Consider the following 13,492-nt stretch of genomic DNA (forward strand, 5'->3'; position numbering starts at 1 on the left):
CGGTGCTCCGTATGTTGATGCTGTGTTGTTGTCAGAGGGTTGTGCCTTGTTCCAGCAGGGTAATAAGCGTTGGTACACCACCGCCGGCGGGTACCAGTTGACTGGCTGCCGCAGACATTTGACGGCGGCGCTGCGGCTCTGCCAACAAACTGTCGACTGCTGACGCCAGGCTATTGCTGCTCAAGGTTTTGGCGTTCCCTAAATCCAGACAAGCGTCAAGGCTTGCCATATACGCGGTGGTCGCCAGTTGATTGTCCGCCAGCGCCACAACCACTGCGGGCAGGCCCAGACAGGCCCGCTCCCAGTGCGTGGCGCCGCCGGCGCCAATCATTAAATCCGCAGCTGCCATCAGCCCGGCCATCCCTGGCGTCTGTATGTGCAGGGTCAGACGCCGGTCCTGTGCACAAAGTTGCTGCAACAACAGACGGTGCGGGTTGGCCTGACCAATCACGATATCGGCCAGCCAATGCGATTCCTGAAGTTGTTGCAATGCATTAATTGCGACTTTGCTTAAATTGTCGCCATCAGTACCGCCAAAAAATATCAGCAGCCGGGCTGGCTGTTGCGCGCTGAACTGCGTTGGGAACTGTCGGTTGGTTGGGTGACAAGCCGCGAATTCCGGCCGTAATAACGCCCATTGTGGCCCGAGCAAAGCCCGGCATTGTCTTGGCAGCAAGCCGTCGTAACGGTTGTTGAGGTCAGGCAACAGGTTTTGGTCCAGCAGCAGGTCGCAGTCATAGTGCCGGTTGGCTAAATCGTCGATATGTAAAATAGCCCGGCAGCCTGGTCGCATGGCCGCACAGAATTCTGCGCCAAGACCATAGTGATCGACAACCAGCCAGTCAAAGCCTTGACCGGCGAGCTCTGGCTGCAGGGCAATTGCCTGCAAAAGCGCAGCGGCATCTTCCGCTTCGGTGGCACCGAGCCAGGCGGCATAACCGTGTTCTGGCGGCGTGGCTAACTCAGGGAGAGCCAAAGTGGCAAAACCTTCTGCTTCGAGTAAACCCAGCAGGTGGCCAGGGTGCTGGCGGCAGGCAAACCAAATCAAATGGCCCTGTGCACGCAGCGCGCGGGCGAGCGTCAGGCAGCGCATCAGGTGGCCGGAGCCAATGGTCAGGGAAGCGTCAGTGCGAAACAGCAGCCGCATCAGCGACTCCGGTTTTGTTGAAACAATAGTTGCTGTAACAGCTCTGCCCGTTGCCAGTCGGCTTCAGTATCGATGTCCTGCACCCGGTGTTGTGGCAGTTCCTGCAAAAAGCTATGTGGGGCAAACATTGGTAAACCATCCAGCCAATGCTGTGCCTGTCCTAGGTAAAACTGGCCGGCATCGTGGAAAGTCTCAGGTAAATCCTGTGAGCGTTTCGGGATTGCATCCGGTTGCACCGGTTCAATCTGGCCTTGGTTATTCCGATACAGCGCACGCTGGATCGGGAAACTGAAACGACAACCGGAGAAGACAAATTTCAGCTGCGTATTGTCGGCAAGGGCCGCAGCCGCTTGTTGCAGATCGGCGGCTAATAACAGCGGCGCTGTGGCATAAATGCACCCGACCAGCGACGGCGCTTGTTGCTGCTCACGTAGCCACCGGATGGCATGACAAATCACCGGGCCTGTGCCGGTAAAATCATCGGCCAGTGTAGCGGGGCGGATAAAAGGCACTTCAGCGCCGGCGGCGCGGGCCACTGCAGCGATTTCTTCGTCATCGGTCGAAACCAGCACCCGGTCAAACACTTTGCTTTGCAGGGCTGCGTCCACCGACCAGGCCAACATAGGTTTGCCGTTAAACAGCCGGATGTTTTTGCGCGGGATCCGTTTGCTGCCGCCACGGGCCGGAATAATCGCAATCTTCATGGTCTAGCTCTGCTCCAGCGCCTGCCGCAGGGCGCTGGCCACTTGTTGTTGCTGTGCTGCTGTGATGCCGGCAAACAGCGGCAGGCTGATGATCTGACTGTAAAACTGTTCGGCTTGCGGATATTGGCCCCAATGAAAGCCAAGCTGTTGATAATAGGGCTGAGTATGAATAGGGATGTAATGCACATTCACGCCAATGCCGGCCGCCCGCAATTGCTCAAACACGCGGCGCCGCAGCTGTGGTTGCTGAAGCCGGACAATATACAGGTGCCAGGCCGAAATGCCGTCCTGAGCCGGCGCCGGCAGTTCAACCGGCAAATCTTGCAGGAGCGTCTGATACAACTCAGTTGCGGCTATCCGCTGATGCACAAATTGCGGCAGGCGATCGAGCTGGCTTAATCCCAGCGCCGCATGTAAATCAGTCATCCGGTAGTTGTAACCAAGTTCAGTCTGCTGATAGTACCAGGGGCCATGACTTGGCTCTGTCATCTCAGCTTCATTGCGGGTGATGCCATGACTGCGTAAGGATTGCAGGGTACCGGCTAATCGCGCGTCATTGCAAAGCGCCATGCCGCCTTCCGCCGAGGTAATAATTTTCACCGGATGAAAACTAAACACACAAATGTCGCTGTATTGACAACAACCAACCGGGCGCTGCTGATACAAAGCACCAATAGCGTGTGAGGCATCTTCGATAATCCGGATGCCGTACGGCCGACATAATGCTGCGATTTGTTGCATGTCGCAGCTGTGGCCTGCCAGGTGCACTGGGATCACCGCTTTGGGCAAACGATTATTGGCCGCGGCCTGCAGCAATTTCAGTTGCAACGCTTTTACATCCAGCAAGCCGCTGCTGGCGTCGACATCAACAAAATCGACATCGGCCCCACAATAACGCGCGCAATTGGCGGAAGCGACAAAGCTGATCGGGCTGGTCCAGACCAGATCACCGGGGCCTATGCCCAATGCCAGGCAAGCCAGATGTAAGGCTGAAGTCGCGCTGTTCATCGCCACGGCAAAATTCACTTCACAACGGCGGGCTACGGCATGTTCAAAGGCGGGAACTTTCGGGCCCTGAGTCAGAAAGTCAGACTGCAGGGTCTCAACAACTGCGGCAATATCGTTTGCGTCAATTTGCTGACGCCCGTACGGGATCATGCCATCGCATCCTGATTAAAGCGGTTAATTTCATCCACAGTTAAAAACCACGGGTTTTTGTCTGACACATATTCAGTGCCGGGTGCCACTTTGCGGCCACGTTCTTTCAGCGCATTAATCGTAAAATCATTGCTGCGGTTGGAAAATAGAATCGACGGCGCTATGACAAAGTGGTCATCATATTCGTAAGTGTTGTACGACATATCCCCTGGACACATCATTTCATGCAGTTTTTCGCCCGGGCGGATACCGACGTCTTTCAGTGGCAAACCCGGCGCAATAGCTTGGGCTAAATCGACGATGCGGATGGATGGGATCTTCGGTACAAAAATTTCGCCACCGAGCATGCGCTCAAAGTTCTTCAACACAAAATCAACGCCTTGCTGAAGGCTTATCCAAAATCTGGTCATCTCCGGGTGGGTGATCGGGATATGATCGGCGCCGCTATCGCGGAGCTTTTCGAAAAACGGCACTACGGAACCGCGTGAACCCACGACATTGCCATAACGCACCACGGAAAAACGCGGTTTACTGCCACCGGAGATATTGTTCGCCGCAATAAATAATTTGTCAGACGCCAGCTTGGTTGCGCCATAGAGGTTCACCGGGTTGGCGGCTTTGTCCGTCGACAGGGCAATCACTTTTTCGACGTTGTTTTCGATCGCCGCATTAATCACATGCTCGGCACCATTGATATTGGTTTTGATACATTCCATCGGATTGTATTCGGCGGCGGGAACTTGTTTCAGCGCGGCGGCATGAATAACGAAATCGACGCCACGCATAGCGCGGATCAGACGCTCCTGGTCGCGCACATCACCAATCATGTAGCGCATACAAGGCGCATTAAAGCGTTGCTGCATCTCGTATTGTTTCAGCTCGTCACGGGAGTAAATGATGATTTTGTTTGGCTTGTAACGCTTCAGCAGCGTTTCGGTGTATTTATGGCCAAAAGAGCCGGTACCACCGGTAATAAAAATATTTTTGCCGTTAAACATATCAACTCCCTGCCCGCGCTTTGCCGACGCGGCTTCGTCTGTTGTCAGCGTCTGATGTCAGAACCATAGCATAATTTATTCCAGTATTAAAAAATGCTTGTGATTAAGCACCTTAGCGTCACCCGCCTGTCATCCTGATGTCGGCGGTCAAAAATCAGGCAATGAATGCTTTGCCTGTCGGCTCAAACAGGGCGTACAATCAGAAACAGGCCTTGTCATATCCGGAGCGCAACATGAATATCAATGGTCAGTTTAATGCCACAGACTTGTTATCAGACCGCTTGCAGCGCAGTAACGATGACAAACTGAAACAACTGGCATCGGCGAAACGGATTAACTCTGCTGCAGATGACGCGGCTGGACTACAAATCGCCAACCGGCTCAGTGCACAAAATAGCGGCACGCGTCAGACCGAACAGAATTTGTATGACGGATTGTCGATGGCCACGCTGGCAGATCAGTCGCTGCAAGGCATCAGCGATGGTCTGAATGAAATTGGCAGATTGGCGACGCAGGCGGGTAGTGGCATTTTGTCGGCTGATGACAAAGCTGCCCTACAAAAACAAGTGGATGCGATTAGTGCCGGCATCAAAGACCAAATCGCCAATACCGAATTTGGCGGCACTAAATTGTTCAGCAGCAACGGCAGCATTGCACTTGGCGGCGAAAAAAGTCAGTTCAGTTTGCAGACCACAGATTTAGCCAAACAACTGACAGATGGTGGTGTTTTTGCCATTGACCTGCGCAGTGCCGATGGTGTGGCAAAAGCATTGGAGACAGTGCAAGCCAATAGCCGGCAGATTGATAACCAACGTACCGACATCGGTGCGACGGCCAATGCGATGTCGGCCTCAGCCCGTAATCTGTCGAATCAGAATGTCAGTGAACAGGCCGCCATCAGCCGCATCGCTGATTTGGATTACGCCAAAGCCAGCACGGAGCGGGTGCAGGGGCAGATTCGTGAACAGGCTGGGATTGCAGTAGCGGCGCAAAGCCGGATCCAGTCGGAACAGGCCCTGCAATTACTCAGTTAATCTTCAAATTACCAGCAGAAACGCTGTTTTTTTGACGCCAGCGCTATTTAAGTGTCAAAAAACCAGCGTTTGTTGCTTGCAAGGGCGTCAAGCCTTTGCAACAATAAGAAAAAAGCTGGCAGTTCGACCATATGAACCCACAATTATTTATTTTGGATCAACAGGATAGTCGGGCACAGCGCCTGAGCGTGATCCTGAACTTTATCCATGAGCCACATGCTATTCTGACTGAAGAACAGCTGACGACGACGCTCAATGCCGATCCAAAAGCTGTGGTGCTGCTCGGCGCTTTGACCTCACAGCAACATGAACAAATTCTGCAGCAATATCCGGCCTGTGCCTTTTTGTTATTAGGCGAAACCTTAAAGCCATTGCTCAAACACGCCAATGCCGTTGGTTTACTGACCGAACCTTTTGCCTATGCGTCTTTAACGCAGCAGCTGCGCGATTGTCAGGAATATCACCGTTTATTACCTGGTCAGCGTCAACATGATTTGCAGCATCGCTTTGTCGGCATGGTCGGCACCAGCCCGGTGATGCAACAGGTGCGCTTTTTAATCCAGCAAGTCGCCAAGACGGATGCCAACGTGCTGATCCTCGGTGAATCCGGCACTGGTAAAGAAGTGGTGGCCCGCAATATCCATGTGTTGTCGCATCGTTGTGACGGGCCTTTTGTACCGATCAATTGCGGCGCCATTCCGGCGGAATTATTGGAAAGCGAATTATTCGGTCACGAAAAAGGCGCTTTTACCGGCGCAATCTCCACCCGCAAAGGCCGCTTTGAGCTGGCGCAGGGCGGCACTATTTTCCTCGATGAAATCGGCGATATGCCGCTGCCGATGCAGGTTAAACTGCTGCGCGTGCTGCAGGAGCGCAGCTACGAGCGGGTCGGCGGCAGTCAGCCAATCCGCGCTGATGTGCGGATCATCGCCGCGACGCACCGTCAGCTGGAAGGCATGATTGAAGATGGGCGCTTCCGCGAAGATTTATATTACCGTTTAAATGTGTTCCCGATTGATACGCCGGCGCTGAAAGAGCGGGCTGACGATCTGCCGCTGTTATTAACCGAGTTACTGCAACGGCTGGAACTGCAGGGCCAGTCCGGCGTTAAGTTCACCGAACGCGCGATTGAGAGCCTGAAGTTACATCCCTGGCCTGGGAACGTGCGGGAACTGGGTAATCTGGTCGAACGCCTGACCATTATGTTTCCAAATCAGGTCGTTGATGTAGCGGATTTGCCGCAAAAATACCGGCATATAGATGTCGAGACCTATGTGCCGCATTACCCGGAAGCATTATTGGAACGCGACGCCATCAATGAACTGTTTCAATTTGGCGGTGATGACGAAGACAGCACTGACGATAGCGGGTTCCAAACACCGGGCACCGATGAGCTTGGTCTGTTGCCGGATGCGGGCATGGATCTGAAACAGTTCCTGGCTGATTTAGAAGTGAGTCTGATTAATCAGGCGCTGGAACGTCACGACTTTGTCGTGGCGCGCGCGGCGGATATTTTATGTTTACGCCGCACCACGCTGGTAGAAAAAATGCGCAAATACAACCTGATGCGCGACGAAGCCGATGCGGCCGAAAACGACTGACTGCCAAAAAATTGGCAAGATAATTTCTTATAAGTTACTGAAATTCAATATAAAACATGATGGCATGATTTCTGCTTAGTCAGGGTGTGTTCAAAACCCTGACGGTGAAATTATGCTCACTTCCCCGCAAGCTGTACTGAAAAAGACGCCTGCGCCCGCGTTGTCGATGTCGCCATTGGCTGTGTCGCCCGGACTGGCGCCCGTTGCCGCGCCCGTGGTGATGGCTGACGCTGAACGTCAGGAACTACAACGTCTGCAACATCTGCTGCAAGTGCTGCCAAATGGCATCGTCGTGCTGGACCAGCGTGGTTATGTGATGCAGGCCAATCCGGTTGCTGTGGCTATGCTGGGCGAACCTCTGCATGGCCAGCGCTGGCTGGATGTGATTAACCGCAGTTTTCGCCCGCGTAATGATGATGGTCTGGAAGTATCGCTGCATGATGGCCGGCGCGTCCAGCTCGCCATCAGCCCGCTCGAACCTTTAGCAGGGCAGTTGATAGTGCTGACCGATCTGACCGAAACCCGGCAGTTACAAAGCCGCCTGTCGCATCTGCAGCGTTTATCTTCCTTAGGCAAAATGATGGCGTCGCTGGCACATCAAATCCGCACGCCGTTATCGGGCGCTTTGCTGTATGCGCGTAATTTGCGGAATCAAAAATTAGAGCCGGCAGCACGTGAGCAATTCAGCCAGAAATTATTAAACCGCCTGACTGATTTAGAGCAGCAGGTCAATGACTTATTACTCTTTGCCCGCGCCGGCCGCGAGCAGCAGGCGCAGCCGCTGTCGATGCAGCAACTGCTCAGCGAAGTGTTTGCCGCTGTAGAGCCGCTGGTGTTACAGCAGCAGGGTACCGTGCTGGTTGAGCTGCCAGATCCGGATGTGATGGTGCTTGGCAACCATACGGCTTTAGCCGGCGCACTGAGTAATCTGGTGCATAACGCGCTGGAACACGCCGGGCCCGGAGCCCGCATTCAGCTGTCCGCCATTGCCAGTGCTGACGAGCGTCAGGTGGTGCTGGCGGTCGAAGACGAAGGGCCTGGTGTACCTGAGCATCTGCGTCAGCAAATTTTTGAACCATTTTATACCACCCGTAGTAACGGCACCGGCCTCGGTCTGGCGGTCGTGCAGGCAGTGGCAACGTCACATAGTGGCCTCGCCCGTTGCCTGCAAAGCGCAGCAGGTGGCGCGCGTTTTGAATTAGTCTTGCCGGTTTGTCCGGCAACTGTTGGCACCCCCTATGGCGGTGCAAGCTCAATCAAGGAGTTCAGTCATGCATAAGCCTAAAATTCTGGTCGTAGAAGACGATGCCGGCTTACAGGAGGCGCTGGCTGACACGCTGAGCCTGGCGCAATATGATGTGATCCTGGCCGGTAACGCCGAGCAGGCGCTGCAACAGCTCAAACAGCATAAAATCCGTCTGGTGGTCAGCGACGTGCAGATGGGCGCCATTTCCGGCCTGGAGTTGCTGAAATCAATCAAGCTGAATTACCCGCAACTGCCGGTATTGATGATGACGGCATATGCCACCGTCAACGATGCTGTGACTGCCATTCGGTTAGGTGCGGTGGATTACCTGGCAAAACCTTTTTCGCCGGAAGTGCTGGTCAATATGGTCAGTCGCTACGTCAGTCCGGAAGAACAAATGGCGTTTGAGCCTATCGTCGCCGCTGTCAGCAGTCTGCAGCTGGTGAAGCTGGCGGCCAAAGTGGCGAAATCCGACGCCAATGTCATGGTGCTCGGACCAAGCGGTTCTGGTAAAGAAGTGCTGGCGCGTTACATTCATCAACAATCAGGCCGGCAAGATGGGCCTTTTGTGGCGATTAACTGTGCGGCTATTCCGGAAAATATGCTGGAATCGACCCTGTTTGGTTATGAAAAAGGCGCTTTCACCGGCGCCATCGCGGCTTGCCCCGGCAAGTTTGAACAAGCACAGCAAGGCACCATCCTTTTGGATGAAATCAGTGAAATGGATCTGAATCTGCAGGCAAAATTGCTGCGGGTGCTGCAGGAGCGTGAAGTCGAACGGCTTGGCAGTCGCAAAACCATCAAGCTGGATGTGCGGGTCATTGCCACCAGCAACCGTGATCTGCGCCAGGCGGTGGCGCAGGGCACATTTCGTGAAGACTTGTTTTACCGGCTCAATGTATTTCCACTGACCTGGCCGGCGCTGCGTGAACGGCCGGAAGATATCCTGCCGCTGGCGGTGCATTTGATGGAACGGCATTGTCAGCAACAGGGCGCTGCGGTCCCTGAGCTGAACGCTGCGGCGAAACGGAAATTGTTTTCGCATGACTGGCCCGGCAACGTACGGGAGCTGGATAATGTGATCCAGCGGGCATTGATAGTCCATGCTGACGCCGTGATCACCGAAGACGATATTCTGCTGGAGCCGGGCAGCGCAGCCAGCCATCGCGCTGAGCCTGTGCTGGTCAGTAACGATCCTGAACTCAGTGTATTTAAATCCGGGGTGTACGAACAGGAACACCGGCTGATCCTGGAAACGATGAAAGCCTGCGCCAACCGGCGCAAAGATGTGGCAGAAAAGCTCGGCATCAGTGCCAGGACTTTGCGCTACAAACTGGCCCGGATGCGTGAATCAGGCATTATTGTGTCGTTTTGACCGGGCTTGCCGGCAACAGCGCAAACTAGTTTGCTGCGCTGTTGCCGCAACATCATTCCCACTGGGCCTTTGAGGCTGCTCCGTCCCCGAAACTACCGTTGTTTCTGCTTGTCAGGCCTGTCCGTAGACATCATTGTGACCAATTTATCGGTACCAAATTACCGTTGTGCCGGTTTTTTGACTATCAAAATTCACTGTAAGCTGTTGATTAATATCAAGAATAAACTGGCACAACTTGTGCTTAAGTTGGTTATATCAATAGCTTTACAGGCGACAGCATCATGGATATCAAAGGCGCAGGGCTCTATCAGGAAATGCAGGCATTTGCCCGGCAGGCCCGGAATGTGTCTGCTGACATGCAGATTGGTCCAGCTCAGGTCGACAATACCAGCCAAAGCGATTTTTCCCAGTTGTTCAAGCAAGCACTGAGCACAGTCAACGGCTTACAGCAAAACAGCAATGAGCTGGCAACGGCTGTTGAATTAGGCGATCCGAAAGTGTCGCTGGCGCAGGCGATGATCGCCGGCCAAAAAGCATCGGTCGCTTTTGAAGCCACAGTGCAGGTGCGCAATAAGCTGGTCGAAGCCTACAAAGAAGTCATGGCCATGCCGGTGTGATGGGAGCAATCTAAATGGCTGAATCAACAGAATTAACCTTAAGCTCAAACGATTTTAATCAACCGGTGGACAGCAGCACGCCAGTGGAGCAAAAGTCCGGTTTTATCGGCTCTATGGGTGGTATGGATATAGTCCGGCAAGTAGCCCTGATTATTGCCCTGACTATCTGTATCGCCATTGCCATCCTCATCATCATGTGGGCACGCGAACCAGACATGCGTCCGCTTGGCACTTTTGAAACCACTGAGCTTATCAGTCATCTGGACCATCTGGATGCGCAAAAAATCGAATACAAACTGGAAGGCAACACCATTCTGGTGCCCGGTGATAAGTACCAGGACATCAAACTGGGGTTAAATCGTGCCGGTCTGGAAAAAGCAACCAGCAGCGGTGATGAGATCCTGATGCAGGACAGTGGCTTTGGCGTCAGTCAGCGGCTGGAAATGGAACGGCTGAAACATAGCCGCGAGCAACAGTTAGCCCGCACAATCGAAGAATTCCAAAGTGTTGCCCGCGCCCGGGTGCTGCTGGCTATTCCAAAAGAAAACATTTTTGCCCGGGTGGAAAAACAGCCGTCCGCGACTGTGATGATCACCGCCAAAGGCGGCAAAGCCATTAAAGACAGTGAAGTCGACGCCATTGTGGATTTAGTGGCATCGGCGGTACAAGGGCTGGAACCTTCGAAGGTGACAGTCACTGACCAAAATGGCCGCTTACTGAATAGTGGCTCACAGGACGCAGCTTCTGCGCGTTCACGCCGTGAATATGAAATTGAATTAAAACGTGAAGATGAATATCGCCAGAAAATTGACTCAATCTTAATTCCAATCCTCGGGATGGACAATTACACCGCGCAAGTCGATTTACAGATGGATTTCACCGCCACTGAACAGACACAAAAGCGCTACAACCCGGATTTACCGGCAGTCCGCAGCGAGATGACGTCGGAAGAAAACAGCGTCGGCGGCGGTGCTATGGGGATCCCGGGCGCTTTATCCAATCAGCCACCACTGGATTCGAATATTCCGGAAAAAGCCAACAACGGTGAAACGCCGGTGGTGCCTGGCCGCAACAGTAAAGAAGTGACGCGGAACTATGAACTGGATACCACTATCAGCCACAGCACGCAACAAAGCGGGGTGATCCGCCGTATCAGCGTGTCAGTGGCAGTGGATTATAAGTTAGGTGAAGGCACGGCCGAGGCGCCGGCCAAGCCGGAAGCCCGCACTCAGGCTGAGCTGCAGAACATCCGGCGTTTATTGCAGGGCGGTGTTGGTTTTGATGTGCAACGTGGCGACACCATCGAAGTGGTATCAGTGCCCTTTACCCGTGAAGCTGTGGTGACCACTGCTGAGCAACCAATCTACGAACAAGAATGGTTTATGCGCGTCATTCGCCTGGCGCTGGCGGCGCTGGTGATCATTGTGCTGATCCTGGCGATTGTGCGGCCAATGCTGAAGAAACTGATCTACCCTGAAGATACCTCTGAGACTTATGACGAAATGTCGCTGTCGCGTGGTGTGGACCTCGGTGATGACACCATCGACTTACTGAGTAAAGAGTTCGATGCGAAATCTGTTGGTTTCGCTGCAGATGGCACCTTGATGCTGCCTGATCTGCATGGTGATGAAGACTTATTAAAAGCGGTGCGGGCGCTGGTTGCCAATGAGCCTGAACTTTCCTCTCTGGTCGTGAAAAACTGGTTGGCTGAAGATGAGTAACGTAGAAACCACACAAAAGCCGGCGTTTGACGTCGGTAAACTGGATGGCGTGGAAAAAGCCGCCATCCTGCTGCTGAGCTTGTCGGAAGAAGATGCGGCGCAGATCTTAAAGCACCTGGAGCCGAAGCAGGTGCAGAAAGTCGGTATGGCGATGGCATCGATTGAGGACCTGAATCAGGCCAAAATCTCAGCGGTGCACCGGCTTTTTATTGAACAAATTCAAAACTTCAGCACCATCGGCTTCCAGAGCGAAGACTTTATCCGCCGCGCCTTAACTGCAGCACTGGGTGAAGAAAAAGCCTCGAACCTGATTGACCAGATCATTTTGGGCGGTGGTGCCAAAGGCTTGGATTCACTGAAATGGATGGACTCGAAGCAGGTGGCCAACATCATCCGCAACGAACACCCGCAGATCCAGACTATTGTGCTGTCTTATCTGGAACCGGAACAGTCCGCCGAGATTTTGTCGCAGTTCCCAGAAAAAGTCCGCTTGGACCTCACGATGCGTATCGCCAACCTGGAAGAAGTGCAACCAGCCGCCTTGCAGGAATTAAACGAGATCATGGAGAAGCAGTTCGCCGGCCAGGCCGGTGCACAAGCCGCGAAAATGGGTGGCCTCAAAGCAGCAGCCGACATCATGAACTACCTCGACACCAACGTCGAAGGCCAGCTGATGGATTCTATCCGCGAACACGACGAAGAAATGGCACAGCAAATCCAAGATTTGATGTTTGTGTTCGAGAACTTACTGGAAGTCGACGACCGGGCTATTCAGGCCATTCTGCGCGAAGTGCAGCAGGATGTGCTGATGAAGGCGCTCAAAGGCGCCGACGACAACCTGAAAGAGAAGATCCTGAAAAATATGTCAAAACGGGCGGCAGAGATGCTGGCCGACGACCTCGAAGCGATGGGGCCGGTGCGGGTCAGCGAAGTCGAAACGGCACAGAAAGAAATTCTGTCCACTGCGCGGCGTCTGGCCGATGCCGGCGAAATTATGCTCGGCGGCGGTGGCGGTGAAGACTTCCTGTAATCAACCCAAGCGGGTAGTTTGGAGTAGCAAATGAGCCTGAACGATTTTATCAAGCACCGGCCTTTTGAGCCGGATGCTGAAGTGCTGGAATTGCTGCGGAATTGGCCAGCGCCGGATTTTCAGGCGACTTTGCAGAAAAAGACACAAAAAACCAACGCGTTGTATAAAACGCCGCCTCAGCCTGGGCAAAAACTGGTCGCACGCCTGCCGGAAGAAGAAGAGATTAAGCCGCTGACCGCGGAAGATATCGAACAAATCCGTCAGGCTGCCTACGACGAAGGCTTAGGCCAGGGCAAAGAAGAAGGTTTTAGTCAGGGTTATGCCGAAGGCCGCGAGCAGGGTTATCAGGATGGCTTGCAGCAAGGTCAGGCCGAAGGCCGTAAAACCGGTCTTGCCGAAGGCGAAGGCCTGATCCGCGAGCAACTGGCGCAGCTGCAATTACTGCTTGATCAGCTGCAACAGCCGCTGCAACAAGTGGATCAGCGGGTTGAACAGAGCCTGCTGGAATTAACAGTCGCGATGGCGCAGGCAGTCATTGCGGTGGAAGTCAAAACCAACCCGCAGGTGATTTTACAAACCGTGCGTCAGGCGATTGACGCGCTGCCGCTGAAAGCCAGCCAGCTGCAAATCCGGCTGCATCCGGAAGATTTGGCGGTGATCCAACAACATTACAGCGCCGACGATTTGGCTGAGCGGCAGTGGCAGCTGCGCGCTGAGCCCGTGTTGGAACGCGGCGATATCCGCATTGATGCCGGTGATTCTTCAGTCGAACGCAACTTAAAACAGCGCCTGCAACACAGCCTGGAACACTTCCTGCAATCCAACATTCAGACTGATTAATTGCCGTGAAGTGTCAAAAGC

The 13,492-nt window shown here is 53.7% G+C and carries 12 protein-coding genes; 8 read left to right on the plus strand and 4 right to left on the minus strand.

Features of this window, described 5'->3' with window-relative positions; all coding sequences use genetic code 11:
* Nucleotides 1–31 precede the first annotated feature (31 nt).
* From pseG to pseB, 4 genes are read right to left on the minus strand one after another with little or no spacing between them, the layout of a single operon-like run.
* Nucleotides 32–1,147, minus strand: coding sequence for a UDP-2,4-diacetamido-2,4,6-trideoxy-beta-L-altropyranose hydrolase (pseG, locus tag ABNT34_RS18685; protein WP_348734369.1), 1,116 nt, complete (start codon nucleotides 1,145–1,147; stop codon nucleotides 32–34).
* Nucleotides 1,147–1,851, minus strand: a complete 705-nt coding sequence (gene pseF, locus ABNT34_RS18690; protein ID WP_348734371.1) for a pseudaminic acid cytidylyltransferase — start codon at nucleotides 1,849–1,851, stop codon at nucleotides 1,147–1,149. Before pseF ends, pseG begins: the two co-directional genes overlap by 1 nt.
* A gap of 3 nt (nucleotides 1,852–1,854) precedes the next feature.
* The gene (pseC, locus tag ABNT34_RS18695; RefSeq protein ID WP_348734373.1) at nucleotides 1,855–3,009 is read right to left on the minus strand and encodes a UDP-4-amino-4,6-dideoxy-N-acetyl-beta-L-altrosamine transaminase; all 1,155 of its coding nucleotides are present in this window, start codon (nucleotides 3,007–3,009) and stop codon (nucleotides 1,855–1,857) included.
* Complete coding sequence (gene pseB, locus ABNT34_RS18700; protein WP_348734375.1) at nucleotides 3,006–4,007, minus strand: UDP-N-acetylglucosamine 4,6-dehydratase (inverting); 1,002 nt, start codon at nucleotides 4,005–4,007, stop codon at nucleotides 3,006–3,008. Before pseB ends, pseC begins: the two co-directional genes overlap by 4 nt.
* A gap of 233 nt (nucleotides 4,008–4,240) precedes the next feature.
* On the opposite strand from pseB, the gene ABNT34_RS18705 reads away from it, so the two are divergent.
* From ABNT34_RS18705 to fliH, 8 genes are all read left to right on the plus strand, one after another.
* Nucleotides 4,241–5,041 (plus strand): flagellin, encoded by an 801-nt coding sequence (locus ABNT34_RS18705; RefSeq protein ID WP_348734377.1) that lies wholly within the window; start codon nucleotides 4,241–4,243, stop codon nucleotides 5,039–5,041.
* Nucleotides 5,042–5,172: 131 nt separating this feature from the next.
* Entirely contained in the window at nucleotides 5,173–6,642 is a 1,470-nt protein-coding gene (locus ABNT34_RS18710) for a sigma-54-dependent Fis family transcriptional regulator (RefSeq protein ID WP_348734378.1), read from the plus strand.
* Nucleotides 6,643–6,754: 112 nt separating this feature from the next.
* On the plus strand, nucleotides 6,755–7,921 hold the full coding sequence (locus ABNT34_RS18715; protein WP_348734380.1) for an ATP-binding protein: 1,167 nt from the start codon (nucleotides 6,755–6,757) through the stop codon (nucleotides 7,919–7,921).
* A complete protein-coding gene (locus ABNT34_RS18720; protein ID WP_348734382.1) occupies nucleotides 7,914–9,263 on the plus strand; it encodes a sigma-54 dependent transcriptional regulator in 1,350 nt (449 codons plus the stop codon). The genes ABNT34_RS18715 and ABNT34_RS18720 overlap by 8 nt, the downstream gene beginning before the upstream one ends.
* A gap of 281 nt (nucleotides 9,264–9,544) precedes the next feature.
* The gene (gene fliE / locus ABNT34_RS18725) at nucleotides 9,545–9,880 is read left to right on the plus strand and encodes a flagellar hook-basal body complex protein FliE (RefSeq protein ID WP_348734384.1); all 336 of its coding nucleotides are present in this window, start codon (nucleotides 9,545–9,547) and stop codon (nucleotides 9,878–9,880) included.
* A gap of 14 nt (nucleotides 9,881–9,894) precedes the next feature.
* Nucleotides 9,895–11,601 carry a flagellar basal-body MS-ring/collar protein FliF gene (gene fliF, locus ABNT34_RS18730; RefSeq protein ID WP_348734386.1) on the plus strand — a complete coding sequence of 569 codons (1,707 nt, stop codon included), beginning with the start codon at nucleotides 9,895–9,897 and terminating at the stop codon, nucleotides 11,599–11,601.
* Entirely contained in the window at nucleotides 11,594–12,631 is a 1,038-nt protein-coding gene (gene fliG, locus ABNT34_RS18735; protein ID WP_348734388.1) for a flagellar motor switch protein FliG, read from the plus strand. The genes fliF and fliG overlap by 8 nt, the downstream gene beginning before the upstream one ends.
* A gap of 30 nt (nucleotides 12,632–12,661) precedes the next feature.
* Complete coding sequence (fliH, locus tag ABNT34_RS18740) at nucleotides 12,662–13,471, plus strand: flagellar assembly protein FliH (RefSeq protein ID WP_348734390.1); 810 nt, start codon at nucleotides 12,662–12,664, stop codon at nucleotides 13,469–13,471.
* Nucleotides 13,472–13,492: the final 21 nt, after the last annotated feature.

This window comes from Rheinheimera texasensis (assembly GCF_964031785.1).
Taxonomy (GTDB): Bacteria; Pseudomonadota; Gammaproteobacteria; order Enterobacterales; family Alteromonadaceae; genus Pararheinheimera; species Pararheinheimera texasensis_A.

Excerpts from the sequence above, each read along its gene's own strand:
- pseG (WP_348734369.1), bottom strand. The coding sequence starts at position 1,147 with ATGCGGCTGCTGTTTCGCACTGACGCTTCCCTGACCATTGGCTCCGGC.
- pseF (WP_348734371.1), bottom strand. The coding sequence starts at position 1,851 with ATGAAGATTGCGATTATTCCGGCCCGTGGCGGCAGCAAACGGATCCCG.
- pseC (WP_348734373.1), bottom strand. The coding sequence starts at position 3,009 with ATGATCCCGTACGGGCGTCAGCAAATTGACGCAAACGATATTGCCGCA.
- pseB (WP_348734375.1), bottom strand. The coding sequence starts at position 4,007 with ATGTTTAACGGCAAAAATATTTTTATTACCGGTGGTACCGGCTCTTTT.
- ABNT34_RS18705 (WP_348734377.1), top strand. The coding sequence starts at position 4,241 with ATGAATATCAATGGTCAGTTTAATGCCACAGACTTGTTATCAGACCGC.
- ABNT34_RS18710 (WP_348734378.1), top strand. The coding sequence starts at position 5,173 with ATGAACCCACAATTATTTATTTTGGATCAACAGGATAGTCGGGCACAG.
- ABNT34_RS18715 (WP_348734380.1), top strand. The coding sequence starts at position 6,755 with ATGCTCACTTCCCCGCAAGCTGTACTGAAAAAGACGCCTGCGCCCGCG.
- ABNT34_RS18720 (WP_348734382.1), top strand. The coding sequence starts at position 7,914 with ATGCATAAGCCTAAAATTCTGGTCGTAGAAGACGATGCCGGCTTACAG.
- fliE (WP_348734384.1), top strand. The coding sequence starts at position 9,545 with ATGGATATCAAAGGCGCAGGGCTCTATCAGGAAATGCAGGCATTTGCC.
- fliF (WP_348734386.1), top strand. The coding sequence starts at position 9,895 with ATGGCTGAATCAACAGAATTAACCTTAAGCTCAAACGATTTTAATCAA.
- fliG (WP_348734388.1), top strand. The coding sequence starts at position 11,594 with ATGAGTAACGTAGAAACCACACAAAAGCCGGCGTTTGACGTCGGTAAA.
- fliH (WP_348734390.1), top strand. The coding sequence starts at position 12,662 with ATGAGCCTGAACGATTTTATCAAGCACCGGCCTTTTGAGCCGGATGCT.